This window comes from Deltaproteobacteria bacterium, from assembly GCA_016218975.1.
Lineage (GTDB): Bacteria > Desulfobacterota > Deferrimicrobia > Deferrimicrobiales > Deferrimicrobiaceae > JAENIX01.
The window spans coordinates 1-20,872 of sequence record JACRCO010000069.1; the positions used below are offsets into that span (position 1 = coordinate 1).

32 protein-coding genes and 1 tRNA gene are annotated in these 20,872 nt (G+C 55.6%); 26 read left to right on the forward strand and 7 right to left on the reverse strand.

Annotation, left to right across the window (positions count from 1 at the left end):
• The first annotated feature begins 288 nt into the window (after window positions 1–288).
• From HY896_09200 to HY896_09250, 11 genes are all read left to right on the forward strand, one after another.
• Window positions 289–642: a hypothetical protein gene (locus HY896_09200; GenBank protein MBI5576522.1), complete on the forward strand. Its 354-nt coding sequence runs from the start codon at window positions 289–291 to the stop codon at window positions 640–642.
• Window positions 643–707: 65 nt separating this feature from the next.
• Complete coding sequence (locus HY896_09205; GenBank protein ID MBI5576523.1) at window positions 708–1,094, forward strand: hypothetical protein; 387 nt, start codon at window positions 708–710, stop codon at window positions 1,092–1,094.
• 273 nt (window positions 1,095–1,367) lie between these two features.
• Complete coding sequence (locus tag HY896_09210; protein ID MBI5576524.1) at window positions 1,368–1,979, forward strand: NAD(P)H-dependent oxidoreductase; 612 nt, start codon at window positions 1,368–1,370, stop codon at window positions 1,977–1,979.
• Window positions 1,980–2,130: 151 nt separating this feature from the next.
• Window positions 2,131–2,406 carry a type II toxin-antitoxin system Phd/YefM family antitoxin gene (locus HY896_09215; protein MBI5576525.1) on the forward strand — a complete coding sequence of 92 codons (276 nt, stop codon included), beginning with the start codon at window positions 2,131–2,133 and terminating at the stop codon, window positions 2,404–2,406.
• Window positions 2,407–2,712 (forward strand): type II toxin-antitoxin system RelE/ParE family toxin, encoded by a 306-nt coding sequence (locus tag HY896_09220; GenBank protein MBI5576526.1) that lies wholly within the window; start codon window positions 2,407–2,409, stop codon window positions 2,710–2,712.
• A 148-nt stretch (window positions 2,713–2,860) separates the two neighbouring features.
• Window positions 2,861–3,097, forward strand: coding sequence for a DUF4160 domain-containing protein (locus tag HY896_09225; protein ID MBI5576527.1), 237 nt, complete (start codon window positions 2,861–2,863; stop codon window positions 3,095–3,097).
• On the forward strand, window positions 3,078–3,350 hold the full coding sequence (locus HY896_09230) for a DUF2442 domain-containing protein (GenBank protein MBI5576528.1): 273 nt from the start codon (window positions 3,078–3,080) through the stop codon (window positions 3,348–3,350). Before HY896_09225 ends, HY896_09230 begins: the two co-directional genes overlap by 20 nt.
• Before the next feature lie 492 nt (window positions 3,351–3,842).
• Window positions 3,843–4,043 carry a type II toxin-antitoxin system VapB family antitoxin gene (locus HY896_09235; GenBank protein ID MBI5576529.1) on the forward strand — a complete coding sequence of 67 codons (201 nt, stop codon included), beginning with the start codon at window positions 3,843–3,845 and terminating at the stop codon, window positions 4,041–4,043.
• Entirely contained in the window at window positions 4,040–4,459 is a 420-nt protein-coding gene (locus HY896_09240; GenBank protein ID MBI5576530.1) for a PIN domain-containing protein, read from the forward strand. Before HY896_09235 ends, HY896_09240 begins: the two co-directional genes overlap by 4 nt.
• Window positions 4,460–4,637: 178 nt before the next feature.
• Complete coding sequence (locus tag HY896_09245; GenBank protein MBI5576531.1) at window positions 4,638–4,871, forward strand: CopG family transcriptional regulator; 234 nt, start codon at window positions 4,638–4,640, stop codon at window positions 4,869–4,871.
• A complete protein-coding gene (locus HY896_09250) occupies window positions 4,858–5,115 on the forward strand; it encodes a type II toxin-antitoxin system RelE/ParE family toxin (GenBank protein MBI5576532.1) in 258 nt (85 codons plus the stop codon). Before HY896_09245 ends, HY896_09250 begins: the two co-directional genes overlap by 14 nt.
• 497 nt (window positions 5,116–5,612) lie before the next feature.
• Here the strand turns inward: HY896_09250 and HY896_09255 are convergent, their stop codons facing one another.
• Window positions 5,613–5,819 (reverse strand): type II toxin-antitoxin system HicB family antitoxin, encoded by a 207-nt coding sequence (locus tag HY896_09255; GenBank protein MBI5576533.1) that lies wholly within the window; start codon window positions 5,817–5,819, stop codon window positions 5,613–5,615.
• A 210-nt stretch (window positions 5,820–6,029) separates the two neighbouring features.
• Between HY896_09255 and HY896_09260 the strand changes: the two genes are divergently transcribed.
• Window positions 6,030–6,308: a transposase family protein gene (locus tag HY896_09260; GenBank protein MBI5576534.1), complete on the forward strand. Its 279-nt coding sequence runs from the start codon at window positions 6,030–6,032 to the stop codon at window positions 6,306–6,308.
• A gap of 34 nt (window positions 6,309–6,342) precedes the next feature.
• Here the strand turns inward: HY896_09260 and HY896_09265 are convergent, their stop codons facing one another.
• From HY896_09265 to HY896_09275, 3 genes are all read right to left on the reverse strand, one after another.
• Complete coding sequence (locus HY896_09265; protein MBI5576535.1) at window positions 6,343–6,597, reverse strand: type II toxin-antitoxin system RelE/ParE family toxin; 255 nt, start codon at window positions 6,595–6,597, stop codon at window positions 6,343–6,345.
• The gene (locus tag HY896_09270) at window positions 6,587–6,805 is read right to left on the reverse strand and encodes a ribbon-helix-helix protein, CopG family (GenBank protein MBI5576536.1); all 219 of its coding nucleotides are present in this window, start codon (window positions 6,803–6,805) and stop codon (window positions 6,587–6,589) included. Before HY896_09270 ends, HY896_09265 begins: the two co-directional genes overlap by 11 nt.
• Window positions 6,806–7,000: 195 nt before the next feature.
• The gene (locus HY896_09275; GenBank protein ID MBI5576537.1) at window positions 7,001–7,219 is read right to left on the reverse strand and encodes a BrnA antitoxin family protein; all 219 of its coding nucleotides are present in this window, start codon (window positions 7,217–7,219) and stop codon (window positions 7,001–7,003) included.
• A 236-nt stretch (window positions 7,220–7,455) separates the two neighbouring features.
• On the opposite strand from HY896_09275, the gene HY896_09280 reads away from it, so the two are divergent.
• The 7 genes from HY896_09280 (at window position 7,456) to HY896_09310 (ending at window position 12,653) form a co-directional block, all read left to right on the forward strand.
• Window positions 7,456–7,875, forward strand: a complete 420-nt coding sequence (locus HY896_09280; GenBank protein ID MBI5576538.1) for a PaaI family thioesterase — start codon at window positions 7,456–7,458, stop codon at window positions 7,873–7,875.
• A 132-nt stretch (window positions 7,876–8,007) separates the two neighbouring features.
• Window positions 8,008–8,463 carry an acyl dehydratase gene (locus HY896_09285; protein MBI5576539.1) on the forward strand — a complete coding sequence of 152 codons (456 nt, stop codon included), beginning with the start codon at window positions 8,008–8,010 and terminating at the stop codon, window positions 8,461–8,463.
• 56 nt (window positions 8,464–8,519) lie between these two features.
• A complete protein-coding gene (locus HY896_09290) occupies window positions 8,520–9,482 on the forward strand; it encodes an NmrA family NAD(P)-binding protein (protein MBI5576540.1) in 963 nt (320 codons plus the stop codon).
• Window positions 9,483–9,658: 176 nt separating this feature from the next.
• Window positions 9,659–10,525: an MBL fold metallo-hydrolase gene (locus tag HY896_09295; GenBank protein ID MBI5576541.1), complete on the forward strand. Its 867-nt coding sequence runs from the start codon at window positions 9,659–9,661 to the stop codon at window positions 10,523–10,525.
• A gap of 102 nt (window positions 10,526–10,627) precedes the next feature.
• The gene (locus HY896_09300; GenBank protein ID MBI5576542.1) at window positions 10,628–11,431 is read left to right on the forward strand and encodes a methyltransferase domain-containing protein; all 804 of its coding nucleotides are present in this window, start codon (window positions 10,628–10,630) and stop codon (window positions 11,429–11,431) included.
• A gap of 28 nt (window positions 11,432–11,459) precedes the next feature.
• Window positions 11,460–12,233, forward strand: coding sequence for an amidohydrolase family protein (locus HY896_09305; GenBank protein ID MBI5576543.1), 774 nt, complete (start codon window positions 11,460–11,462; stop codon window positions 12,231–12,233).
• A gap of 93 nt (window positions 12,234–12,326) precedes the next feature.
• Complete coding sequence (locus HY896_09310) at window positions 12,327–12,653, forward strand: hypothetical protein (protein ID MBI5576544.1); 327 nt, start codon at window positions 12,327–12,329, stop codon at window positions 12,651–12,653.
• A 54-nt stretch (window positions 12,654–12,707) separates the two neighbouring features.
• On the opposite strand, the gene HY896_09315 is transcribed toward HY896_09310, so the two are convergent.
• Window positions 12,708–13,109 (reverse strand): YjbQ family protein, encoded by a 402-nt coding sequence (locus HY896_09315; GenBank protein MBI5576545.1) that lies wholly within the window; start codon window positions 13,107–13,109, stop codon window positions 12,708–12,710.
• Between the two features lie 150 nt (window positions 13,110–13,259).
• Here HY896_09315 and maf point away from each other — a divergent pair, with 150 nt between their 5' ends.
• From maf to HY896_09340, 5 genes are read left to right on the forward strand one after another with little or no spacing between them, the layout of a single operon-like run.
• Window positions 13,260–13,823, forward strand: coding sequence for a septum formation protein Maf (gene maf / locus HY896_09320; protein ID MBI5576546.1), 564 nt, complete (start codon window positions 13,260–13,262; stop codon window positions 13,821–13,823).
• A 3-nt stretch (window positions 13,824–13,826) separates the two neighbouring features.
• The gene (locus tag HY896_09325; GenBank protein ID MBI5576547.1) at window positions 13,827–14,528 is read left to right on the forward strand and encodes a YggS family pyridoxal phosphate-dependent enzyme; all 702 of its coding nucleotides are present in this window, start codon (window positions 13,827–13,829) and stop codon (window positions 14,526–14,528) included.
• Window positions 14,525–15,328: a pyrroline-5-carboxylate reductase gene (gene proC, locus HY896_09330; GenBank protein MBI5576548.1), complete on the forward strand. Its 804-nt coding sequence runs from the start codon at window positions 14,525–14,527 to the stop codon at window positions 15,326–15,328. Before HY896_09325 ends, proC begins: the two co-directional genes overlap by 4 nt.
• 10 nt (window positions 15,329–15,338) lie before the next feature.
• Window positions 15,339–15,638 (forward strand): YggT family protein, encoded by a 300-nt coding sequence (locus tag HY896_09335; protein ID MBI5576549.1) that lies wholly within the window; start codon window positions 15,339–15,341, stop codon window positions 15,636–15,638.
• A gap of 28 nt (window positions 15,639–15,666) precedes the next feature.
• Entirely contained in the window at window positions 15,667–15,969 is a 303-nt protein-coding gene (locus HY896_09340; protein MBI5576550.1) for a DUF167 domain-containing protein, read from the forward strand.
• A gap of 262 nt (window positions 15,970–16,231) precedes the next feature.
• Here the strand turns inward: HY896_09340 and HY896_09345 are convergent, their stop codons facing one another.
• On the reverse strand, window positions 16,232–17,305 hold the full coding sequence (locus HY896_09345) for a branched-chain amino acid aminotransferase (protein ID MBI5576551.1): 1,074 nt from the start codon (window positions 17,303–17,305) through the stop codon (window positions 16,232–16,234).
• A 140-nt stretch (window positions 17,306–17,445) separates the two neighbouring features.
• On the opposite strand from HY896_09345, the gene HY896_09350 reads away from it, so the two are divergent.
• Window positions 17,446–17,805, forward strand: coding sequence for a hypothetical protein (locus tag HY896_09350; protein ID MBI5576552.1), 360 nt, complete (start codon window positions 17,446–17,448; stop codon window positions 17,803–17,805).
• A 181-nt stretch (window positions 17,806–17,986) separates the two neighbouring features.
• Here HY896_09350 and HY896_09355 read toward each other — a convergent pair.
• Window positions 17,987–18,073, reverse strand: a tRNA-Leu gene (locus tag HY896_09355).
• Between the two features lie 156 nt (window positions 18,074–18,229).
• Between HY896_09355 and HY896_09360 the strand changes: the two genes are divergently transcribed.
• Window positions 18,230–20,836: a PAS domain S-box protein gene (locus tag HY896_09360; GenBank protein MBI5576553.1), complete on the forward strand. Its 2,607-nt coding sequence runs from the start codon at window positions 18,230–18,232 to the stop codon at window positions 20,834–20,836.
• Window positions 20,837–20,872 lie beyond the last annotated feature (36 nt).

A 20,872-nucleotide genomic window follows, 5' to 3' on the forward strand; every position in this document is an offset into this window, starting at 1 on the left:
ATCTGATCTGCGGGCCAGACTCGAAGGTCTCAGCTGAAGCACAGATTCACCTTCCCCCCTCCGCCTCGGCGTCCCGAGGCAGATTCAATAAACAAGATCGAAGATACCAATTCAAGATACAAGCTGAAGCGGAGCGTTATGTGCTCAATGAACAACCCTCACAGAATGAATGTTATAGGAAATAGAGCGGCATGACGTCGATGACAGAAGTTAACGGCTCTGCATATCAACCAATCAAGGAGAGTCAAAATGAGTTGATCAAATAGTCTGTGTATGATGATCGTATGCTTGATCTTTGCCGGTTATGTGGCCGGAGCAAATCAGGCAGCGGGTGCTGATAACGGGATCGCCGGAAAATATTTTCTTTCAGTAGACCCGTTCCAATATATTCAACTGCACCCCGATGGTACTTGTCTTGCGGGCGCAAGGGAGCTTACCCCCAGCGGTACGTTTAAAGGGAGCATCACGGTGCTTAAGATGACCTATGGAGTAAAGGGGGATATCATTACGCTGACAGGGGGACCTCAAGGGAACAGCATTGACTTCAGGCTCGAAGGCAATGCCCTTGTGCCGCTGCAGAAACAGAGAGGCACACCTGCCATGAAGAAGGCCATGGAAGGATCAAAATATATAAGAAGATAGGCTTTTCATCCCTGTATGAAGCCGAGGTGTTCGATGAAGTAGCGAGCAGATCAAGGAGGAATACCGTGAGATCCTTCATTGTCGTCTGTCTTTTGATGCTGGCAGTCGGCTCGGCAGGCGCCGAGCTTGGCACGGCGGTTGTCGAGACTCGGCCATACAGTCAGAACAACGCCTCGCTTGAGGTGAGCATGTGGGATGTGGGCGGGGGCAACTTCTTCAGGCCGAACGCGAATATCATACTGAACATTCATGGGGCAAGGGCATCAAGGGTTACGCTCTCATCGCTCGACAGCAATGGTGTCCTGACGGAGATCCAGGCTCTTTCCTGCCGGGACGGGGAGAGGGTCAACTTCAACACAAAATACAACATTGGCGGCACCCGCGCCTTGGTGATCCGACTATTTGACGCTCGGAACAACATGTTGGCTGAACTGACAAGGAATGTTCCTTAGCAGCGGCCGGGAGTCCGTGTTTCATGCGGTTCCTTGGGGCGACGAGGTTCCTCCTTGTCCATATTCCATCAATAAAAAAGGCCCGTATTATTTCCGGGTCTTTCGAAGATGTTCGGGCTTCTGAACGAGAGGCGAACGGCGCCCAAGCTAACGCACGGCCTGTCGAGCCATAGGCAAACCGAGCTGCCGTCCGCCAACGATCTCCGCTTCGACAATGCTCGAATCGGAGGCTGAAGGCAAGATACAAGGCATACAACCATAGGTGGTAAAGAAATGATCGTGTCCGTGATTCTCGCGCACCCAAATTCCCAGAGCTTCAATCATGCAATCGCGCGGACTGCCGCGGATGAACTGAGTCGGAACGGACACGAGGTCCGCTTTCATGATTTGTGCGCGGAAAAATTTGACCCGATTCTATCGAGCGCGGAAATCCCGGACACGGCCGTTGTTCCAAATATAATCGAAACTCATTGCCGGGAGGTTGCTTCTGCCGATGGAATTGTCATAGTTCATCCAAATTGGTGGGGACAACCTCCCGCCATTTTGAAGGGATGGATCGACAGAGTATTACGTCCTGGGGTTGCATATAACTTTCTGGAAGGGAACGCTGGTGAAGGGATTCCGATCGGATTATTAAAGGCGAAAGTTGCTATCGTCTTTAATACATCGAATACACCAGAAGAACGAGAACAGGAAGTATTTGGTGACCCACTCGAACTCATATGGAGACAATGCATATTTGATCTTTGTGGGGTAAATAATTTCTGTCGGGAAATGTTTCGGGTTGTTGTCACAAGCACGCAAAGTGAACGTGCTGAATGGTTAGAAAAGGTTAAGAAAACGATCAATATTTATTTTCCTCAAGAATTATATGTTGATGCCTAACAACGGGCTGAATCTGACGGCTAACCTCTTTCTCGTTCAGTTCCCGCAGCTTAGCCCGAGCGTTAGACGCACTTTCATTTTTACACCGTAGGCACCTTGCCATGTGTTTCTGCCAGTGGTACTCTTAGATGTACTATAGGAGGTGACTCTGATTGGCAAGGTGCCGAATATCATTCCGATCTCCGATCTTCGCCAAGATGCAGCAGCTATTGTGAAGCGTGTCCGGGTCTCGAAAGAGCCGGTTTTTATCACGCAGCGGGGGCGATCTGCTGTGGTGATAGAGAGTACCGAGTCATATGAAAAGAAGGAACACGATCTCGAACTTCTTCGCCTCTTGGCCCAGGGGGACAGGGAAATTGCAGCGGGGAAGGGGTACGATCTCGACACGGTTATGGCGGAATTGGATTCCCTGCTCGCGGAAGGCTAAATGGCGAAAATACTATTCACGCCATCCGCTCGCGCCCAGATCATTTCCGCTATCAATTATATCCAGAGAGAAAATCGTGAAGCCGCTCGTCGTTTCCGGCGGCGTGTTGAAACCGTCTTGCGACGGTTGAACAAGTTTCCTGACTCCGGGCGGCAGATCCCAGAGTTTCCAAGTCTTCCGCACAGGGAAGATATCGTTGCGCCATATCGATTTTTCTATCGCGCCGTTGGGAAAAAAGTATGGATTGTCGCGGTGTGGCATGGGGCGCAACTCCCCGAAGTTCCAGAAAATATTGAAGGCGTCTAACTACCGGCTGGAGCTGCCGGCTCGCCATTGTTGAGGCATGAGCGCCCGCAGAAGCGGAGCGTCTGGCCCGGCTATGCCGGGAATGATGAGAACCGATGGAAGATTTGATATCCTGCTTCGCAGAATGGTGTGAAGAGGACGGATTGCATTGCCGACGATAAAAATTATCGGGGCGTATCGGTTTTTCTTTTATAGCAACGAGGGAGAGGAGCCACCGCATATTCATGTGACGAGGGAAAAGAGCTCGGCAAAGTTTTGGCTTCGACCTATTCGGCTTGCATATTCCAACGGATTCAAGGGGGCGGAACTTCGTAATTTGGAAAAAATCGTCACGAGATATCAGGCACAATTTCTGGAGGCATGGGATGCGTACTTCAAAGGCTGAAGTTATTCCGCGTGCTCAAGCCGTGAAAGTAACGGCAGATGATCTGATCGTGGAACTGACTGATGGAAGGAGCATTATCGTTCCGTTGGCTTGGTTCCCGCGGTTACTTCATGCGACTACTGCACAACGAAGGAAATGGGAATTTGTAGGGGAAGGCGAAGGAATCCATTGGCCATTGATCGATGAGGATCTTAGTGTGGCAGGACTACTTCGCGGAACCCCCGCACCACAAAAATCTCGCCGAGCGGGCTAACAACGGGTTGAAGCTGACGGCTCCTTCGTCGGTCGCGCTTTTTATCTCTCCTCGTCGGGAAAAAGCGTTCCCTCCTCGGCCCGCAGCTTAGCGCGAGCGTTAGACCGGCATAGAGGTATAAATACAAAATGTGTCAGCGCAAACGAGTATTAGCATTAGTCCTCATCATCGTGTCATTTGCGCCCATTCAAAATTCACATTCCAATACAGTATGTTCAGTTGATACACAAGACGAAATATACCTAATAAATAATTGTAATTACAATTAAGACGAAATATAAATACACATTAGTAGAGCACAGTTGGTGGTGATAAAAATATTTCCGTCTAACTACCGCTTGCAGATGACGGCTCGCATCTTTTTCGATGAGCGCCCGCAGTTCAGCCGGAGCGTTGGGCAGAAAAAAAAGCTGAGTTGGAGAACCAAATTGGAGTGTTGCATTCCTCGACGAGTTGTGTAGGATTATGTGTAGATGCTGATGGGGGTGCATTATGCCGACGAATCTTCATATCGAAACGAAATTGCTCGAGGAGGCGCAACGGTTGGGGCAACACCGCACGAAACGCGAAACGGTCAACGAGGCGTTGCGCGAATATATCCAGTATAGGAAACGCTTGCAAGCGGTGAAGGCGTTCGGAACGATCGATTTTGACCCGGGCTATGATTACAAGAAAATGCGGAAAGCCCGTTGATCGTTGTCGACACGTCGGTTTGGTCGCTGGCATTTCGGCGGCGCAACTGGCCGAAGGGGGTTATGCCAGGGGTTGTCCAACTCTTGGAGAAATTGACTCGCGACAAACAACGAGTGGTCGTCCCAGGCATAGTTAATCAGGAACTATTGTCCGGGATCAAAGAGCCATCTCAAGCAGAGAAAATAATGGGGATTATGGAAGGGTACCCCATACTATTGGCAACCCAGGACCATCACATAAAAGCGGCAAATATTTCTAACGTTTGCAGAAAAGCGGGTGTTTCAGCCGCAACTGTCGATTGTCTGATTGCGGCTCAATGCATTATGGAAAAAGGAATTCTACTCACGATGGATGATGATTTTTCCCTCATGGCAAGACATTGTACGTTACGACTTTATCCGATTCCAATTGATTGAATATTACGCCACTTTCGCGGTGTTTTTTTTATTCTGCCCAACTACCGCTTGCAACTGACGGCTCGCACCTTTCTCGCTGGGCGCCCGCTGAAGCGGAGCGTTAGGAGCACGATATTAGCGAAGATCAATAATGATATGACGGCTTGACGCTATGGCGTCATGGCGGTATGATGGGCATATGAAAACAGCGATGAAAAGAGCAACGGTATATTTCGATTCCCAGATCCACAGGGCTCTGCGTCTTAAGGCCGCCGAAACGGAACTATCCGTCTCGGAATTGGTCAACAAGGCTGTAAAGTTGAGCTTGGCTGAAGACGCTGAAGATTTGGCCGCTTTTGAGGAGCGAGCCCACGAACCGAATCTTGCCTTCGAGGATTTCCTTAAGGATCTGCGGAAACGTGGCAAGCTATAGGCTTTCCATCAAGCCGTCTGCCGCCAAAGAGATAGAAGCCCTCCCTAAAAACGATCGTATCCGCATTATCAAGCGGATAAAAGGCCTCGCTGAAAATCCTAGACCTCCTGGTTCCGAGAAGTTAACAGGAAATGACAAATATCGTGTCCGCCAGGGGCAGTATCGAATTGTTTACTCGGTTTCAGAACAAGAGCTTATTGTTTTGGTTGTTAAAGTTGCACATCGTCGTGAAGTTTATCGGTGACGGCACCTAACTACGCGCTGAAGCTGGCGGCTCCTTCGGGTCACAGTTCTTGCAATTTGACGGCAGCTTGAAAAGCTTTGTCCTTCGGGGCAAGACCAGTGCCCCTCGACCCGCTTAGCGCGAGCGTTATACGGACTTTTGATGGGTATTGAATTGCTTGAAGCTTCGCCTCCACAACTTTTCGGATCGAAGAGATAACATCATCTCGCCCTCCGTCACGAAGCTCCAAGCATACTGTGAATACCGGATCCCGCCAGAACTCATCAGCCCGATCGTTCATATGAATAACTACAAATCCTCGGGTGTCAGGCCCGTTCGCTTCCCGATGCGGGCCAACATACGAGGACCAATTTCTTCACGGTCGTGAAAGGAAAAAATGAAGTCCGGAAATCCAGGTTATGAGAGCGTGCGGTGGGAACCGGATTGACGTTTGATCGTCTAACCGATTCGAAGTAGAGATGCTAATACCTGTCTGGCGCGGCTACTACGCCATTCGCTCATGCGGCTTCAAATGAAATGGTCGTTAGATCCGGTCCCGCCTCTCCGTTTTCTATACGATCCGCAATCACGCGCAGGGCAAGTGCTTGGACCCGCGGTTTCGCCTCTTCGAGGGTTTTTCCATAGCACATAACACCTGGGAGTTCGATCACCTCGGCGATCCAACGCCCATCAGACTCTTGCTCATTCTCGACCAAGAACTTCATGGCCTCGACTCCTTTCCCCTTCGCACTATCATACGCATTTTCCATATCGCTGGCGATAGCCGGCTCTTCAGAATTTGTAGTGGGTTGACGGGTTTTTGGGGTCACGGCCGTCAGTTTGTTTGTCGCTCTTTTCCATCTGTCGGATAATGTTGTCCGCCACGGCGCTTTTGAACGTCGTTTGTTCCCCGGAACGCGCAGCGGAGGGAGCCGATGCAGGACCGTGAGCTGTACGCCCGGATTCTGGGTATCACCGACCCGTGGCAGGTGGAGCGAGTCGAGTTGAAGTTGGAGATCGGAGAGGTGCATATCGTTCTCGGGCACGCCCCCGACTTGCGCTGGCCATGTCCGGAGTGCGGCGCTTCGTGCACGCTGCACGATCATCAGCCGGAGCGGCAGTGGCGGCATTTGGACACGTGCCAGTACAAGACGATCCTTCACACGGCTCCGCCGCGCAGCAACTGCCCCGAGCATGGGCCGCGCCCGGAATAAAGTGTTACCTATCAGCCCGATCATTCACTGAAACCTATTTATTGTAGACTTCTTTCCTGTTGCCTATCCTCAATATGATTACTTCCTCCCCGATAAGAACGTAAATAATGCGATAGTCCCCAAGCCGATATTTTCTGAGTCCAGCAAACTTGCCTTTCAGTACTGGAATGGAATCAGGATGCTTTAATAAGTCTTTTTCTATTTTATCCATAATGCGGGAAGCTTCTGGCTTGCCTAATTTTTTTAGATCTTTCAGGACCGATTTTTTATAAACGATCCTATAAGCCAAGTGCTTTTCTCATTTCTTCGCTTGTAATAACGTGATCAGACTTGTCTCGCAGTCGATCAAGGGCGACTTGGAGATCGGCGTAATCCTCAAGGTAAACCTCCAATGCCTTTTGCAATATGTACGACCTCGGCCTGTCCGTCTCCTTGGCGATACCTTCCAGTTGTTTCGCCAACCCATCAGGTAGTCGGATCGATATTGCGACACTCATGGCGACACCTCCTGCATTCTTTGTATTACATTGTACGCAATGTCGCCAACGATTGCAATGGTTGCTCTCCAAATAAAGTTGAAAATCTAACAATGCGCTTAAGCGGGCCGAGGGCCGCGCTTTTTAGCCCCGCGGCCCAGGATCTTCAACGCCCGCGGCAATTGCTAAAAGCGTGACCCGAAGGAACCGTCAGCTTTATGCGGCGGGATCCCACTTGATAGATAGACGTCTTCCCGCCCCAGCACAGTCGCGTAAATAAAGATTAATAAGCGTCTGATAGGGCATTCCCAAGTCAGCAGCCATTTTCTTAAAATAGTTGATAGTATTTTCGTCAAGGCGGATCGTAACCTGCTTCTTGAAATGCTTCGCGTACGGGTTACTCTTCGCCTTGGAAAAATCGTATTCCTTTCTCATTTTTAGAGTGACGCTTGACGTGAATATGGCCATCGGATAGCAGCATCCAACTACCGCTTGCAGCTGGCGGTTCCTTCGGGTCACGGCTCTTGCATTTTGACGGCAGATTGAAATACCAAGGCTGTCGGGACAAGACCAGTGCTACGCCGCCTGCAGCTTTAACCTGGCAGACAGGTACTTGGAAGTCCACAAAATAACAATACGGTGGAGATTCCGTGTTGAATAAATTCAAGCCGATGGATTCCGATTACGAGGCACGCATCCGATCCAGTTTCGAAAAACAAGTTGTCATGAAGACGATCGGCGCGGCCCTGACCAAAATCACGCCCGGAGAAGTGGTGATCGAATTCGCTTACGATATGTCGCTTACACAGCAGCACGGGTACGTCCATGCCGGCGTGGTAACGACGGTTGTCGATAGCGCATGCGGCTATGCTGCGTACACCCTGATGGCCCCGGATTCCGAAGTGTTGACCATTGAGTACAAAGTGAACTTCATGTATCCGGCCAGAGGCGAGCGATTCAAAGGAATAGGAAGGGTATTGAGATCCGGACGGACCGTCACGGTGTGCTCTGGGGACGTAGTCGCAGTTGAGAACGGTAAGGAAAAAGTTGTGGCGACCATGCTGGCAACAATGATCTCGGTGGTCAAATAAACATGCTGTGCTACAAGCATTTCGCTGCCAAACCGCCTATAGCTGACGGCTCGCCCATGTTGGGGCATGAACACCCGCAACCGAAACGGAGGGGTCGGAGTACATACTGCATGAAATGAGGATAGGGGGAAAATGAGAAAGATCTATTGGGACGACTTGCAAGAGGGGGAACGCCTTTTGTGCAGTCCCATTGTTTTCAAGAAGGAAGAAATAATCGGCTTCGCGGTCCGATTTGACCCGCTGCCGTTTCATGTCGATGAAGAAATTGCGAAGGCGTCGATTTTCGGAGGACTCATAGCGTCTTCGCTTCATACGCTTTCGGCGTGCACCCGCGCCGTGGTGGATGCCCAAGGCAACCTGGCCATATTGAGCGGACTGGGAATTGATGAGGTTAAGCTTTTCAACCCTGTCCGGCCGGGAGATGTTCTTTCCGTTGAAGCGTATTGGTCGGATCTCAAACGATCACGCAGCAAACCGGACCGGGGAATCGGAAATTTGAAGTGCAAGGTTTCAAACCAACGGGGAGAGCAGGTTGCCGTATATGGCTACAAATATTTGGTGGCTTGCCGCGATCCCGATACGGAATGACCGGTCCGGCACCGCAAGGCTTGCCGGACGGACGCATGGTGACCGATCAATTGGAGATGACGGCCGCACGAAATAAAGCTCCATTGCACGTGGTTACCGGCGCTTTCGGATACTCCGGGAAGTACATTGCCCGGCGGCTCATGGCCGAGGGCGTTCGGTTGCGTACGTTGACGAATTCGATCGATCGGGAAAATGAATTCGGGAACGCGCTGGAAATCCACCCTTACAACTTCGAAAATCCGGAGGTGCTTGCGGGATCGCTGGCGGACGCTTCGGTGCTTTACAACACCTATTGGGTACGGTTTGACCACAAGGAATTCAATCATGACAAAGCCTTGCGGAATACGCTTACGCTTATCGGAGCGGCGAAGAAAGCGGGAGTCAAGCGGATCGTCCACACAAGCATAACGAACCCGTCGGAAGATTCGGATCTCCCGTATTTCAAGTGCAAGGCGTTATTGGAGCGGGCTGTAAGGGACTCCGGTATCCCGTACGCAATCCTGCGCCCGACCGTGTTGTTCGGCAAGGAAGACATACTTATCAACAACATCGCCTGGATGCTCAGGTGCTTTCCCGTTTTCGCAATCTTCGGCGACGGAAAGTACAAGCTTCAGCCGATCTACGTGGATGACTTTGCGGCTCTCGCGGTCGAGCAGGGGAAAAAAAGCGGTCATGCGACGATCGATGCCGTCGGGCCGGAAACGTTCGCTTACAGAGAACTTGTCGAGGCCATCGGATGCGCAATCGGAAAGAAAAAATCGTTGATTAACGTACCGCCGCAGCTGGTATATCTTATCGGCCGTCTCGTCGGGGCAGTGGTCGGAGACGTTGTGATTACCATGGAGGAGATTCGGGGTCTCATGGCGAACCGGTTGTATACAAGCTCATCTCCGGCCGGACCGACTCGCTTCACCGACTGGATGGCGGATCATGCGGGCGAACTCGGCAAGCATTACTCGAGCGAGCTGGCGCGGCGGCGCGACCGCAGAACAGGCTATGATGTCTTGCGAAAAATATGAGGGAGAACGGGAAGAATCCGATCGGCGCCGTCCTGCAACGGCCAAGGTCAGGTAGCCTGTGATATAAAGATCGGGCAACCGATTGCAGATGTCGGCCGTACTGGTCGGGACCCGGGAGCGCATAACCAGGACGGTGCGTCAAGCGGTGGCCCACGGCCCGAACCGGAGGACAATCCATGCGGATAACTGAACGCGTCCATGCATTGAAATTACCGTTTCAGGTGACGACGCCGGCAGGCGTCAAGATAGACAGGTACGTTTATGTGTATGTAATCTTCGGGAAGCGAATAATCCTTGTCGACAGCGGTGTTGCGAATTCGGAGCGCGCAATATTCGAGTACATTCGGAAAGAGGGGCGGGATCCCGAAGATATATCCTGCTTGCTCCTCACTCATTCCCACCCCGATCACATCGGAGCCGCGCGCGCCGTCAAGGAAGCGACGGGATGTTCGGTCCATGCCCACCAATACGAAAAATCGTGGATCGAAAATGTCGAACTGCAAGCGAAGGAACGACCCGTTCCCGGTTTCGACGCCCTCGTCGGCGGTTCCGTAACCGTTGATCGATTATTGGAAGCTGGGGAAAAGTTCGAGATGGACGAAAACATTTTGGTCGATGTTTTTCATACCCCCGGGCATTCGAAGGGTTCGATCTCTCTTCGCCTGCAACCGGAGGGGATTCTGTTTACGGGGGATGCTATTCCGGTTCCCGGCGATATCCCGATCTATGAGGATGTCGAATCAACGGTCAGGTCCATAAAAATTCTTATGAATCTCGAGGGAACCAGGTATCTGCTTGCCTCCTGGGACGATCCCCGACAGGGAGAAAAGATCGACATGCTTTTTCGTTCAAGCCTGGAATATTTGCGGCGGATTTACGACGCGGTTTCGAAGGTCGCGGTTCCAGGATTGGCCCCTATGGAATTGTGCCTGCGGGTTCTGGATGATATAGGGCTGCCCAAGGCTGTCGCCAATCCACTGCTGGCGGCGGCATTCGTGTCGCATTCGAAGGTGCGTGCGAAAAACGATTTGTTCATCGCCTGACGTTCGCTTGCCGGCGGCGATCGGCAAGCCTTAAGACGCCGGTCCGAATCGTGGCCGGAGCCACGGGCGTTATCGAACGATATCGCAGAAAGCGAATCCCGAATGAGCGAGAAATACGTGCATGGCTACACGCCGAGGGAAAGCCTGAGACTTATCGACCAGGCCACGACTCTGGCGGACAAGCTGCATTCGGACACGGTGTATCCGTCGGGAAGCAGTGTGCTCGAAGCGGGGTGCGGCATCGGCGCGCAGACGGTCCTGTTGGCGCGCAATAACCCGGACGCGTCGATTACCTCCGTGGATTTATCGGAGGATTCGCTTCGCGCAGCGAACGAGCGCCTTTCTTCGCAGGGCATCACGAACGTTACATTCCTCCAAAGCGATATATTCCACTTGCCGTTCGGTGATGAAAGCTTCGATCATGTATTCGTCTGCTTTCTTCTCGAGCATCTGCCGAACCCGGTAGATGCGTTGCTTTGCCTGCGAAGGGTCTTGAGAAAGGGGGGGACGATCACCGTGATAGAGGGAGATCACGGTTCCACGTACTTCCATCCCGACAGCGCTCTCGCGAGGGAAACGATCCGGTGTTTGATAGACATACAGGCCGGAATGGGCGGGAATTCACTTATAGGAAGACAGCTGTATCCGTTGTTGAAGGAATCGCGATACCACGAGATAAGCGTATCTCCCCGAATGATTTATGTGGATTCAAGCAAGCCTGACCTTGTCGAGGGTTTTACGAAAAACACTTTTATCGCGATGGTCGAAGGAGTCAGGGAGCAGGCGATACGTGCAGGTCTGATCGAAGTGGAAAAATGGGACCGGGGAATAAGGGACTTGTTCGGAACTACGGAGGAAGGCGGGACGTTCGTATACACTTTTTTCAAGGGAGTTGCTTCGAAATAAGAGGGACGCACCGCCATCGCGCAGGTGAATGAGAGTGATAAACCGGCAAATATTCGACTCCCACCTGCACATCATCGACCCGGCGTTCCCGCTTGTGCCGAACAGGGGATATCTGCCCGAACCGTTCACCGTCGTCGATTACCGCAAGGCCGTGCGTCCGCTGGGCGTTACCGGCGGCGCGGTCGTTTCCGGATCCTTCCAGGCTTTCGATCAGGGGTATCTTGTAGATGCGCTCGCGCGTCTTGGCCCTACGTTCGTCGGCGTAACGCAGTTGCCGGTATCGGTTTCCGACGCGGAAATCCTTCGCCTCGACGAAAAAGGCGTGAGAGCGGTCCGGTTCAACCTGAAGCGCGGCGGCTCCGAGTCGGTCGAGCACCTCGAGTCGTTCGCGAAGCGGATCTTCGATCTTGCCCGCTGGCATGTGGAACTGTACGTGGATTCCCGCGAACTTCCGGGATTACAGGGGCCTTTGCTGCGTCTGCCGGCCGTCAGTATAGACCATCTGGGGCTGTCGAAAGAGGGCTTCCCCGCATTACTTCGACTGGCGGAAAAAGGCGTTCACGTCAAGGCCACGGGGTTCGGTCGCGTCGATTTTCCGGTTGGCGATGCCCTTCGTGCCATCCATGCCGCGAATCCGCATGCCCTCATGTTCGGGACCGACCTGCCGTCGACGAGGGCGCCGCGTCCCTTCCAGGCCGGCGATATCGAACTGATCTTCAAATCGCTCGGAGACGGTGACGCGGAAAGGACGCTTCTGTCCAACGCCGCCCGGTTTTATCGTCTTCCTGAATATGCGCCTTGACCATCGTCCGAAGCCGGGCGCCTGCGTGAACCATCCATATTTCTATCGTTGACGCGCCATGGCGGGTCATCGTGAGAGAAGGAGGGATGCCGAATGAAAACGACGATCGCTGCGGCGGCGTTTCTGATCTTTTTCGCCGCTATGGCGTGCGATGCGCAGGAAACAAGACCATCGTCCGATGAACCTTACCCGGTCGTCCTTAAGTTGGGCGAAACATTCAAGATCTGCCTTTCCGGACAGTTGGTCTGCCCGGCGACCGGCCCGATCTGCGACGATCTGAAAGTCGCCGCGCCCGTCGATACGCCGGACGGCCTGGCGTTCGAGGCTACTGGCCCTGGAACGACGCTTTGTTCGGCGGCGAACCCTTCCGGCATGAGGCGCGTATTCCGCATTCATGTGCGTAAGCAGGAAAAGAGATAGCGGCGGCAGGCAGACCGGCAATTTTCCGGTTCGCTCGAGGGGAGAGTAGCGAATTTACTCCTGTGATGCGCGGATCAGGATGTTGCGGGTCCGCGGTCCGTCGAACTCGCATAGAAAGATCGCCTGCCACGTTCCAAGAACCAGCTGGCCGGCCTCTATGAATACCGAGACGGACGATCCAACCAGGCTGGCCTTCGCGTGGGCGTGGGCGTTTCCTTCGGTGTGCAGATAATTTCCATGGGACGGGGCCAGCGCTTCGAGGATATTGATAATGTCCCGACGGACGTTCGGATCGGCGTTCTCGTTTAAGGTCACCGCGGCGGTGGTGTGGGGGATGAAAATCGTGCATGTGCCGCGCGCGACGCCGCTTTCACGAACCACGTGTCGAACGGTCGCAGTAATATCCACGAGCTGCTGCGCACTTTCCGTACGAACGGTAACGGTTTTGAGGCTCATCCCCACCTCTCTTGGCATCCCTTTGTAGCACAGGCCCTCCGGGGGGTCAAGGAATGATGCCTGTCGCCGAACTTCCCGCTATAATGTTTCTCCGTGGCTCCCGAGACATGCTTGATACTGGCCTCCGCTTCCCCGCGACGAAGGGAGCTGATGCGGTCAATAGGCGTCCCCTTCCGGGTGATTCCTTCCCGCATCGAAGAGATACCTCGCCCGGGAGAGGCACCGCTCCGGTTCGTGCGGCGGGCAGCCCGGGAGAAGGGGGAGGAGGTTTCCTCCCGCCACCCCGATGCGTTCGTCATTTCGGCGGATACCGTGGTCGTTGTCGGGGGGCGGCTTCTCGGGAAGCCCACGGACCGGCGGGAGGCGCACCGGATGCTTTCGCTGCTCGCGGGACGGGAGCACCGGGTGCATACGGCTGCGTGCCTTGTGCAGGAGCGGCGTGGATATATGGATGAGACCTGCGTGACAACGAGGGTGCGGTTTCGCCCGCTGACGGGCCGGGAGATCGCCGCGTATACGCGAACGGGTGAGTGCGACGACAAGGCGGGCGCATACGCCGCGCAGGGGGCGGGGAACCTCCTGATAGAAAGGATCGCCGGCTCCTTCACGAACGTGGTCGGACTCCCGATGACTCAAACGCTTGCGATGCTTCAGCGGGCGCGCATACTCTCCGTTGCCCGAAGCGGTTCCGGCTGGTACGAGCTTGCGGGATAATGCATGGAAGAGACGATAAAGGAACGCGTGGAAGCCGTCCTGGAGCGGATAGCGCGGGCAGCGTCCCGGTCCGGGCGTTCCCCGGAATCGGTGCGGCTGGTGGCGGTGTCGAAAACCCAGCCGGTCGAACGGATCGCCGAGGCGTACGAAGCGGGCCTTACTGTCTTCGGCGAGAACTACGTCCAGGAGGCGGAAGAAAAGATCCGTGTGTTCCCCGAGGCGGAGTGGCACTTCATCGGGAAGCTCCAGGGGAACAAGGTCAAGAAAGCGGTTTCCCTGTTCGGATGGATCCAGACGGTCGATTCGAACCGGGCGCTGTCCGAGATCTCCCGCAGGTGTGAGGAAGCAGGCAAGACAATGCCGGTGCTCATCGAGGTCAACCTCGGGGGTGAAGAGAGCAAAGGGGGCGTATCACCGGTCGAGCTGCCGTTCCTGCTTGCATCGGCAGCGGGGTTGCCGGGTATCCATGTTAGGGGGCTCATGGCCATACCGCCGCTGACGGATGACCCCGGGGAAAGCAGGCCGCGGTTCGTTCGTCTGAGGGAGCTGCGGGACCGGTATGCTTCCAACTGCGGAATGGAAGGGGAGAGGATGGAGCTGTCGATGGGGATGTCGAACGATTTCGAGGCGGCGATAGAGGAGGGGGCGACGATGGTCCGGATCGGCACCGCCATCTTCGGGATCCGCTCGCGGAGGGAACGATGAAAAAGGTAGGGTTCATCGGCGCCGGGAACATGGCGGAGGCGATGATCAGGGGAATGGTCGGCGCGAAACTGCTGCCCTCCCGGGGCATCTTTGTCCATGACGTGCGTCCGAAGCGAATGTCGGAGCTTTCCAGAATGTACGGCGTTTCCGTTTCAGCTTCCCTTGCGGACCTTGTCGGAAAGTGCGGGACGATAGTATTCTCCGTGAAACCGCAGGTCGTTCCGGATGTGCTGCGAAAGATGCCGAAGGACGGCGGGATGGGGAAGTTGTTCGTGTCGATCGCGGCCGGGGTAAAAACGGGTGTGTTCCTCTCCACGCTCGAAAACGCCCGCATCGTCAGAGCGATGCCGAACACCCCGGCGCAGGCAGGAATGGGGAGCACGGGGCTATACTTCGCAGACGGAGTGACTGCCGCGCAGAAGGAGTGGGCGCGGAAAATCTTTTCTTCCTTCGGCATCGTGGCCGAGTTCGGGCGGGAGGATCTCCTTGACGTCGTGACCGCGCTGTCGGGTTCCGGACCTGCCTACGCCTTCCTGTTCATCGAAGCGCTGGCCGACGGAGCGGTCCGCAGCGGCATGGGACGGGAAGAGGCCTTGCGGCTCGCGGCCGCCACCGTGGAAGGTGCGGCGCGGATGGTGCGGGAATCGGGAAAGCATCCGGGGGAACTTAAGGACATGGTCACCTCGCCGGGAGGAACCACGGCGGCGGGGGTCGCTGCGCTGGAGCGGGGGGCCTTCCGCGGGACGGTGATGGACGCGGTGTTCGCCGCCTGGCAGCGCTGCAAGGAACTCTCGACGTGAGGGGAATGCTATGTTCGTCATGAAGAACCTGATCGTTGCGGTGGCCACGATCCTGGATTACGTGCTTTGGGCCTATATGTGGGTGCTCGTTATACGGGCCGTGCTCTCCTGGGTCAACCCGGATCCGTACAATCCCATCGTCCGTGCGCTCTACTCGATCACGGAGCCTGTCTTGTCCTTCCTGCGCCGTAAGTTCCCGCTGATGGCCGGCAGCATAGACTTCTCGCCTATGGTGGCGATCCTGGCCATCCTTTTCCTCCAGCACTTTCTCGTGAAAACGCTCCTCGACCTGGCCCTGCGGATCCCCTGACGTGAAAATACGCGGGGGGGCGGAAAGCCTGCAGGGCGCCGCTTCGACGACGCTCTCCGTCCGAGTGCTTCCCCGCTCTTCGAAGGAAGAAGTGGCGGGGTTTGCCGAAGGAACGATTCGAGTCCGCTTGACCGCGCCTCCCGTGGAGAACAGGGCCAATGAAGCGCTTGTGCGCTTTCTTTCGAGAATTCTGGACGTCCCGCGCAGGTACGTGGAGATAGTGTCAGGCGGAACCGGCCGCAACAAGATCGTGCGTGTTTCGGGAATGACAAGAGAAGACATACTGAGAAAACTCGGTTTGAAGCACCCCACGGATCCGACTGAACGATGATGGTTCTTGATAATGATAGGAGGGGGTGCCGGAGGGTTATTTTTGGGGTGGGGTATAACCCTCCGGCTAAGGGCAGGGAAACGCTGCGTCAAGACGCAACGGTTCCGCTACATATTTATTCTACAGCAATAGGAATGCCAAATTTAACATAAATGAAAACACGTTAATAATCGATATGTTAAAGTTAGCAGGAAAATTTACTGGCGTTGTGAGTTGGTGAAATCACTCATTGCATGTGGTTATTTCGAAACATTTGGAATTCCTACTCCACTTTGTTTATCCAGCCATACCGGTCCGGAATCTCGCCGTACTGGATTCCCATGATTTCATTCTGGAGCTTTTGGGATAGCTCGCCGATCCGGCCACCGTTGACGGAGATCTCTTCCTCCTTATAGCTTAAAGCGCCGACGGGAGATATGACAGCGGCTGTGCCCGTACCGAAGGCCTCGCGCAGCGATCCGTTACCGGCGCCCCTGCGAACTTCCTCGATGGAAACCGGACGCTCCGACACTTCGAATCCCCAGTCGCTCGCGATGCGAAGGACGGAATCGCGCGTGACGCCTGGAAGGATCGACCCCGAAAGGGGAGGTGTGGCGATCTCGTCGCCGAAAACGAAGAAGATGTTCATGGTGCCGACTTCCTCGACGAATTCCCTCCGGCTGCCGTCGAGCCAAAGCACCTGATCGAAACCCTTTTCCTTCGCCGTCCGGGCGGCGAGGAGGCTTGCGGCGTAATTTCCGCCGGTCTTTGCTTCACCCACCCCGCCGACCGCAGCCCTGACGAAGCTCTGCTCGACCAGGATGCGGACCGGTTCGAACCCGCGCGCGTAGTAGTTGCCGACGGGTCCCGTGATGATGAAATACAGATACTCCGCCGACGGACGCACGCCGAGCCCCGGCTCGATCGCGATCATGGTGGGACGGATGTACAGCGAAGTTCCTCTGGAAACGGGAATCCAGTCGCGATCCACGCGCAACAGTTCGGAAACCGCCTGGAGTTGGACTTCCGGCGGGACCTCCTGCATGCAGAGCCTCGATGCCGACCGGTTCATCCGCTCGAAATTCATCAAGGGTCGAAAAAGGCAGATCCCGCCTCCCGCCCCCCGGTATGCCTTGAGCCCCTCGAAAATTTCCTGGCCGTAATGGAACACCATCGCCGCAGGATCAAGGGTTATCGGCCCGTACGGCACGATGCGGGCATTCCTCCAGCCGTGTTCCTGTCCGTATTCCATGAGGAACATGTGGTCGGAGAAGATCTTCCCGAATCCCAGCGACGATTCGTCCGCCGGTTTTGCCCTCCTCTGCGAGGGCGTAGCGGGTTGGATCGCGATTTTCATCGATTGCCGTCCTTCCTGTTTTCTTCGGCTGGCGGCCGAAATGGCGCATCCCCTGACACGGATGAAAAAAATTATGGACTTATTGGAGCCGTCGTTCAAGAGAGTATCGGCTATGCAACGAATTAAAGAATTCGACCGAAATGCGCGATATACATATCGGTATGGGGACCGGCGCAGGTTTCGATCGAATGACGGGGCAGGGAATGGGGGAGAAGAAGAACTGTTGGGAAGTGATGCAGTGCGGGCGGGGTCCTGGAGGATCTAACGGCCACTTGTGTCCCGCGGCGAAGGAGATTCGCCTGAACGGCATACATGGCGGATTGAACGGCGGCCGCGGATGTTGGGTCGTGGCCGGAACGTTATGCAAAGGAGAGGTCAGCGGAACGTTCGCGAAAAAGATGGAGAACTGTTTTACATGCCCCTTCTACCGGCAGGTACGGGGGGAGGAATCCAGCGTGACTCCCCACCAGGAACTGCTGATCCGCCTCCATAAGCAATAATCAGGAGAGTGGTGCCGGAGGAGGGGGTCGACCGATCAGCCTCCGCGATCACGCGATCGGCCCCTGCGGCGGCTCGCCCGCCTGTCGCCCTCCACAAGGTCGGGCTTTTCCTCACTAATCGTTCGGCGGCGGGCTCGCGTTCGCCCCCCTCCGGTCATGCACCATGCGACGAGCGAATAAATGGTGCCGGAGGAGGGGGTCGAACCCTCATGACCTTGCGGTCACGGGATTTTGAGTCCCGCGCGTCTGCCAGTTCCACCACTCCGGCGTAAAATCCTTTATACACTAAGGACTTTCGAAAGCCAACCGCTTCTTATTTTTACCATTATTCCTTAAGGATTTTTCAATCACTTGCCGAAAAGACATATCGAGCGGCCGGAAACGGTGCGGGGGTGCCATGCGTCCGTTACACAGGTTGTCTGGAATGTGCGGCGCAGTAATGTTCGCCGTAACGGTCGCCTTATGTTTTATTCTCGGCCTGCTTCGTGAACCCAACGTCGTTGCTATCATCGGGACGCTCCTTGCCGGGTTAGGTATCCTGTATGTCCTCCTGTGCATGATGATCCGGCGGGCGAACCGACTCATCGAGCAGAGCCGGGAGGACCTGCGTCTCTCGCAAAAAAAGGTCCAGTCTCAAAGGCTCGAGCTACTCAAACGGATCGGCGCCTCCGCGCTCGGGGAAGCGGGTGTCGAAGCCCTGCTCGATGCGGCGGCGCAGGACGTCCGCGGATTGCTGGAGCTGCCGCGCTGCGTTATCCGTCTCTTCGGGAACCCCGACAAGCTCGTGGAAAATTGCGCTCAGGGGTTTCCTTCCTCCGATCCGTTCTTTCCCTGGTCCCTGCGTCCCTCCGATTCGCGGGAAACCTATGAAAAAGGATCGGCTCTCGTCATCGACGACATCCGGCAGTCGCCGCACCATGCGGAATGGAAAGAAACGGCCGAGCGTGTCCGCCTGGGTGCGTACATCGGCGTTCCGCTGAGGGTCCACGAAGACCTGGTCGGCATCCTGTATCTCGACAGCGACGAGCCCCATGCCTGGACCGAGGACGAAATAGGCACGGCGGAAGCGGTGGCGAAACAGATTTCCGTCGCGATCCGGCACACACGGCTGTTCGAAATGCAGCAGGAGCTGTCGAGCAGGTTGCTGTCCCTGATGGATAATGTGCCGGGTGTGGTGTATCGGGGATTGCGGGATTGGACCCTCACCCTCGCGGGGGCCGATATCGTCCGGCTTACCGGCCATCCGGCAAAAGATTTCCTGAACAGGACGGTCCGATGGCGCGACTTCATCCATCCGGACGACCTTGAAGGAGTCAAGCAAACCTTCCGGGAAGCCGTCGGCAGGGGCGAGAAGGTGCTCCGCGTCGAGTACAGGATCCGGCACAGGGACGGAAACATCCGGTGGCTTGCGGACCGCCGCCAGCTCGTCTACGACGAATGCGGGGAATTCGCCTACGTCGACGGACTTCTCCTGGACATCACGAACCGCAAGAAGTCCGAAGAGGCGCTACGGCTCATGCAGTTCGCCGTGGACCGGGCGGGCGACGCGGCATACTGGATGGGCCCCGACGGGCGCCTTATTTACGTCAACGATCAGGCATGCAGGGTCCTGGGGTACACGCGGGACGAGCTGCTTTCCATGACGATCCACCAGATAAATCCGGAATTCCCGGAGGAAAAGTGGGCGGTCCATTGGGAGGATCTGCGAAAAAGGCAGTCCTATACGATCGAGTCCCGCCACAGAACGAAGGACGACCGGATCATTCCGGTCGAGGTCACCGTCAATTACCTCGAATTCGGCGGAAGGGAATACAACTGCGTCTCCGCGCGGGACATCACGAAGCGCGTCGAGGCCCAGGAGATGAGCCGTTTTCTGGAATCGGAACTGCTGCAGTCCCAGAAAATGGAGGCGATCGGCAGCCTTGCAGGAGGCATCGCGCACGATTTCAACAACCTTCTGACGGGGATACTCGGCTACGCCAACCTGCTCAAGATCAAGGCAAAACCGGGGAGCGAAGTACTCAAGGCCGCCAACGTGATCCAGGATGCCGCCGACCGCGCTTCCCAGCTTACGGCGCAGCTCCTCGGGTTCGCGAGAAGGGGGAAGAACCTGGCCGTACCGGTGAACATCCATCGGACGATCGAGGACGTCGCGAACATCCTCGAGCGGACGATGGATCGGCGCATCAGGATTCTCAAAATCTTCACCGGGGACGACGTCACGATCCTCGGCGACCCGACGCAGATGCAGCAGATGTTCATGAACATGGCCGTCAACGCCCGCGACGCGATGCCGGAAGGCGGGGTCCTGACGTTTTCCACGAACATCGTCCGTTTCGACGAGGCGGGCACAGGAAGCCACGCGGGCCTCGCGCAGGGCAACTACGCAAGGATAGACCTTTCCGATACCGGCAAGGGGATCCCCGCGGGCAACCTCGAAAAGATTTTCGACCCGTTCTATACGACTAAGGAGCAGGGGAAAGGGACGGGACTGGGACTTGCGATGGTATTCGGCATCGTGAAGAACCACGGGGGGCACGTCGAGGTGGAGAGCAAGGTCGGCGCCGGCACACACTTCCGGATCTTCCTGCCGCTTGCCGAAGGAACCGGGAAGTCCGAAGCTGCAGCTCTTTCACAATCCGGAAGCGTGGAGGCAGGAAGGGGAAGGGTCCTGCTGATCGACGACCAGGAGACAGTCAGGGAAGTGTGCAGCGCGATGCTTCAGACGCTTGGCTACATGGTCAGCACGGCCACGGACGGCAGGGAAGGTGTGGAACACTACCGGAGAAACGGGCGCGATATCGATCTCGTCATCATCGACATGATCATGCCGAACCTGGGCGGGCGCGACTGCTTCCGGGAGATAAAGGCGATCAACCCAGGCGTGCGGGCAATTCTTTCCACCGGCTTCAGCCTGGACGGGGCCGTTCAGGAGATCATCGATGAAGGGATTTCGGGGTTCATCCAGAAACCCTACCGCCTGGAGCAGCTCTCCCGCGTCGTGTCGAAAGCCATGGGCAGGGACAACTGACTCCGCCGTCTCTTTTTCCGTACCTCCACACGCTGG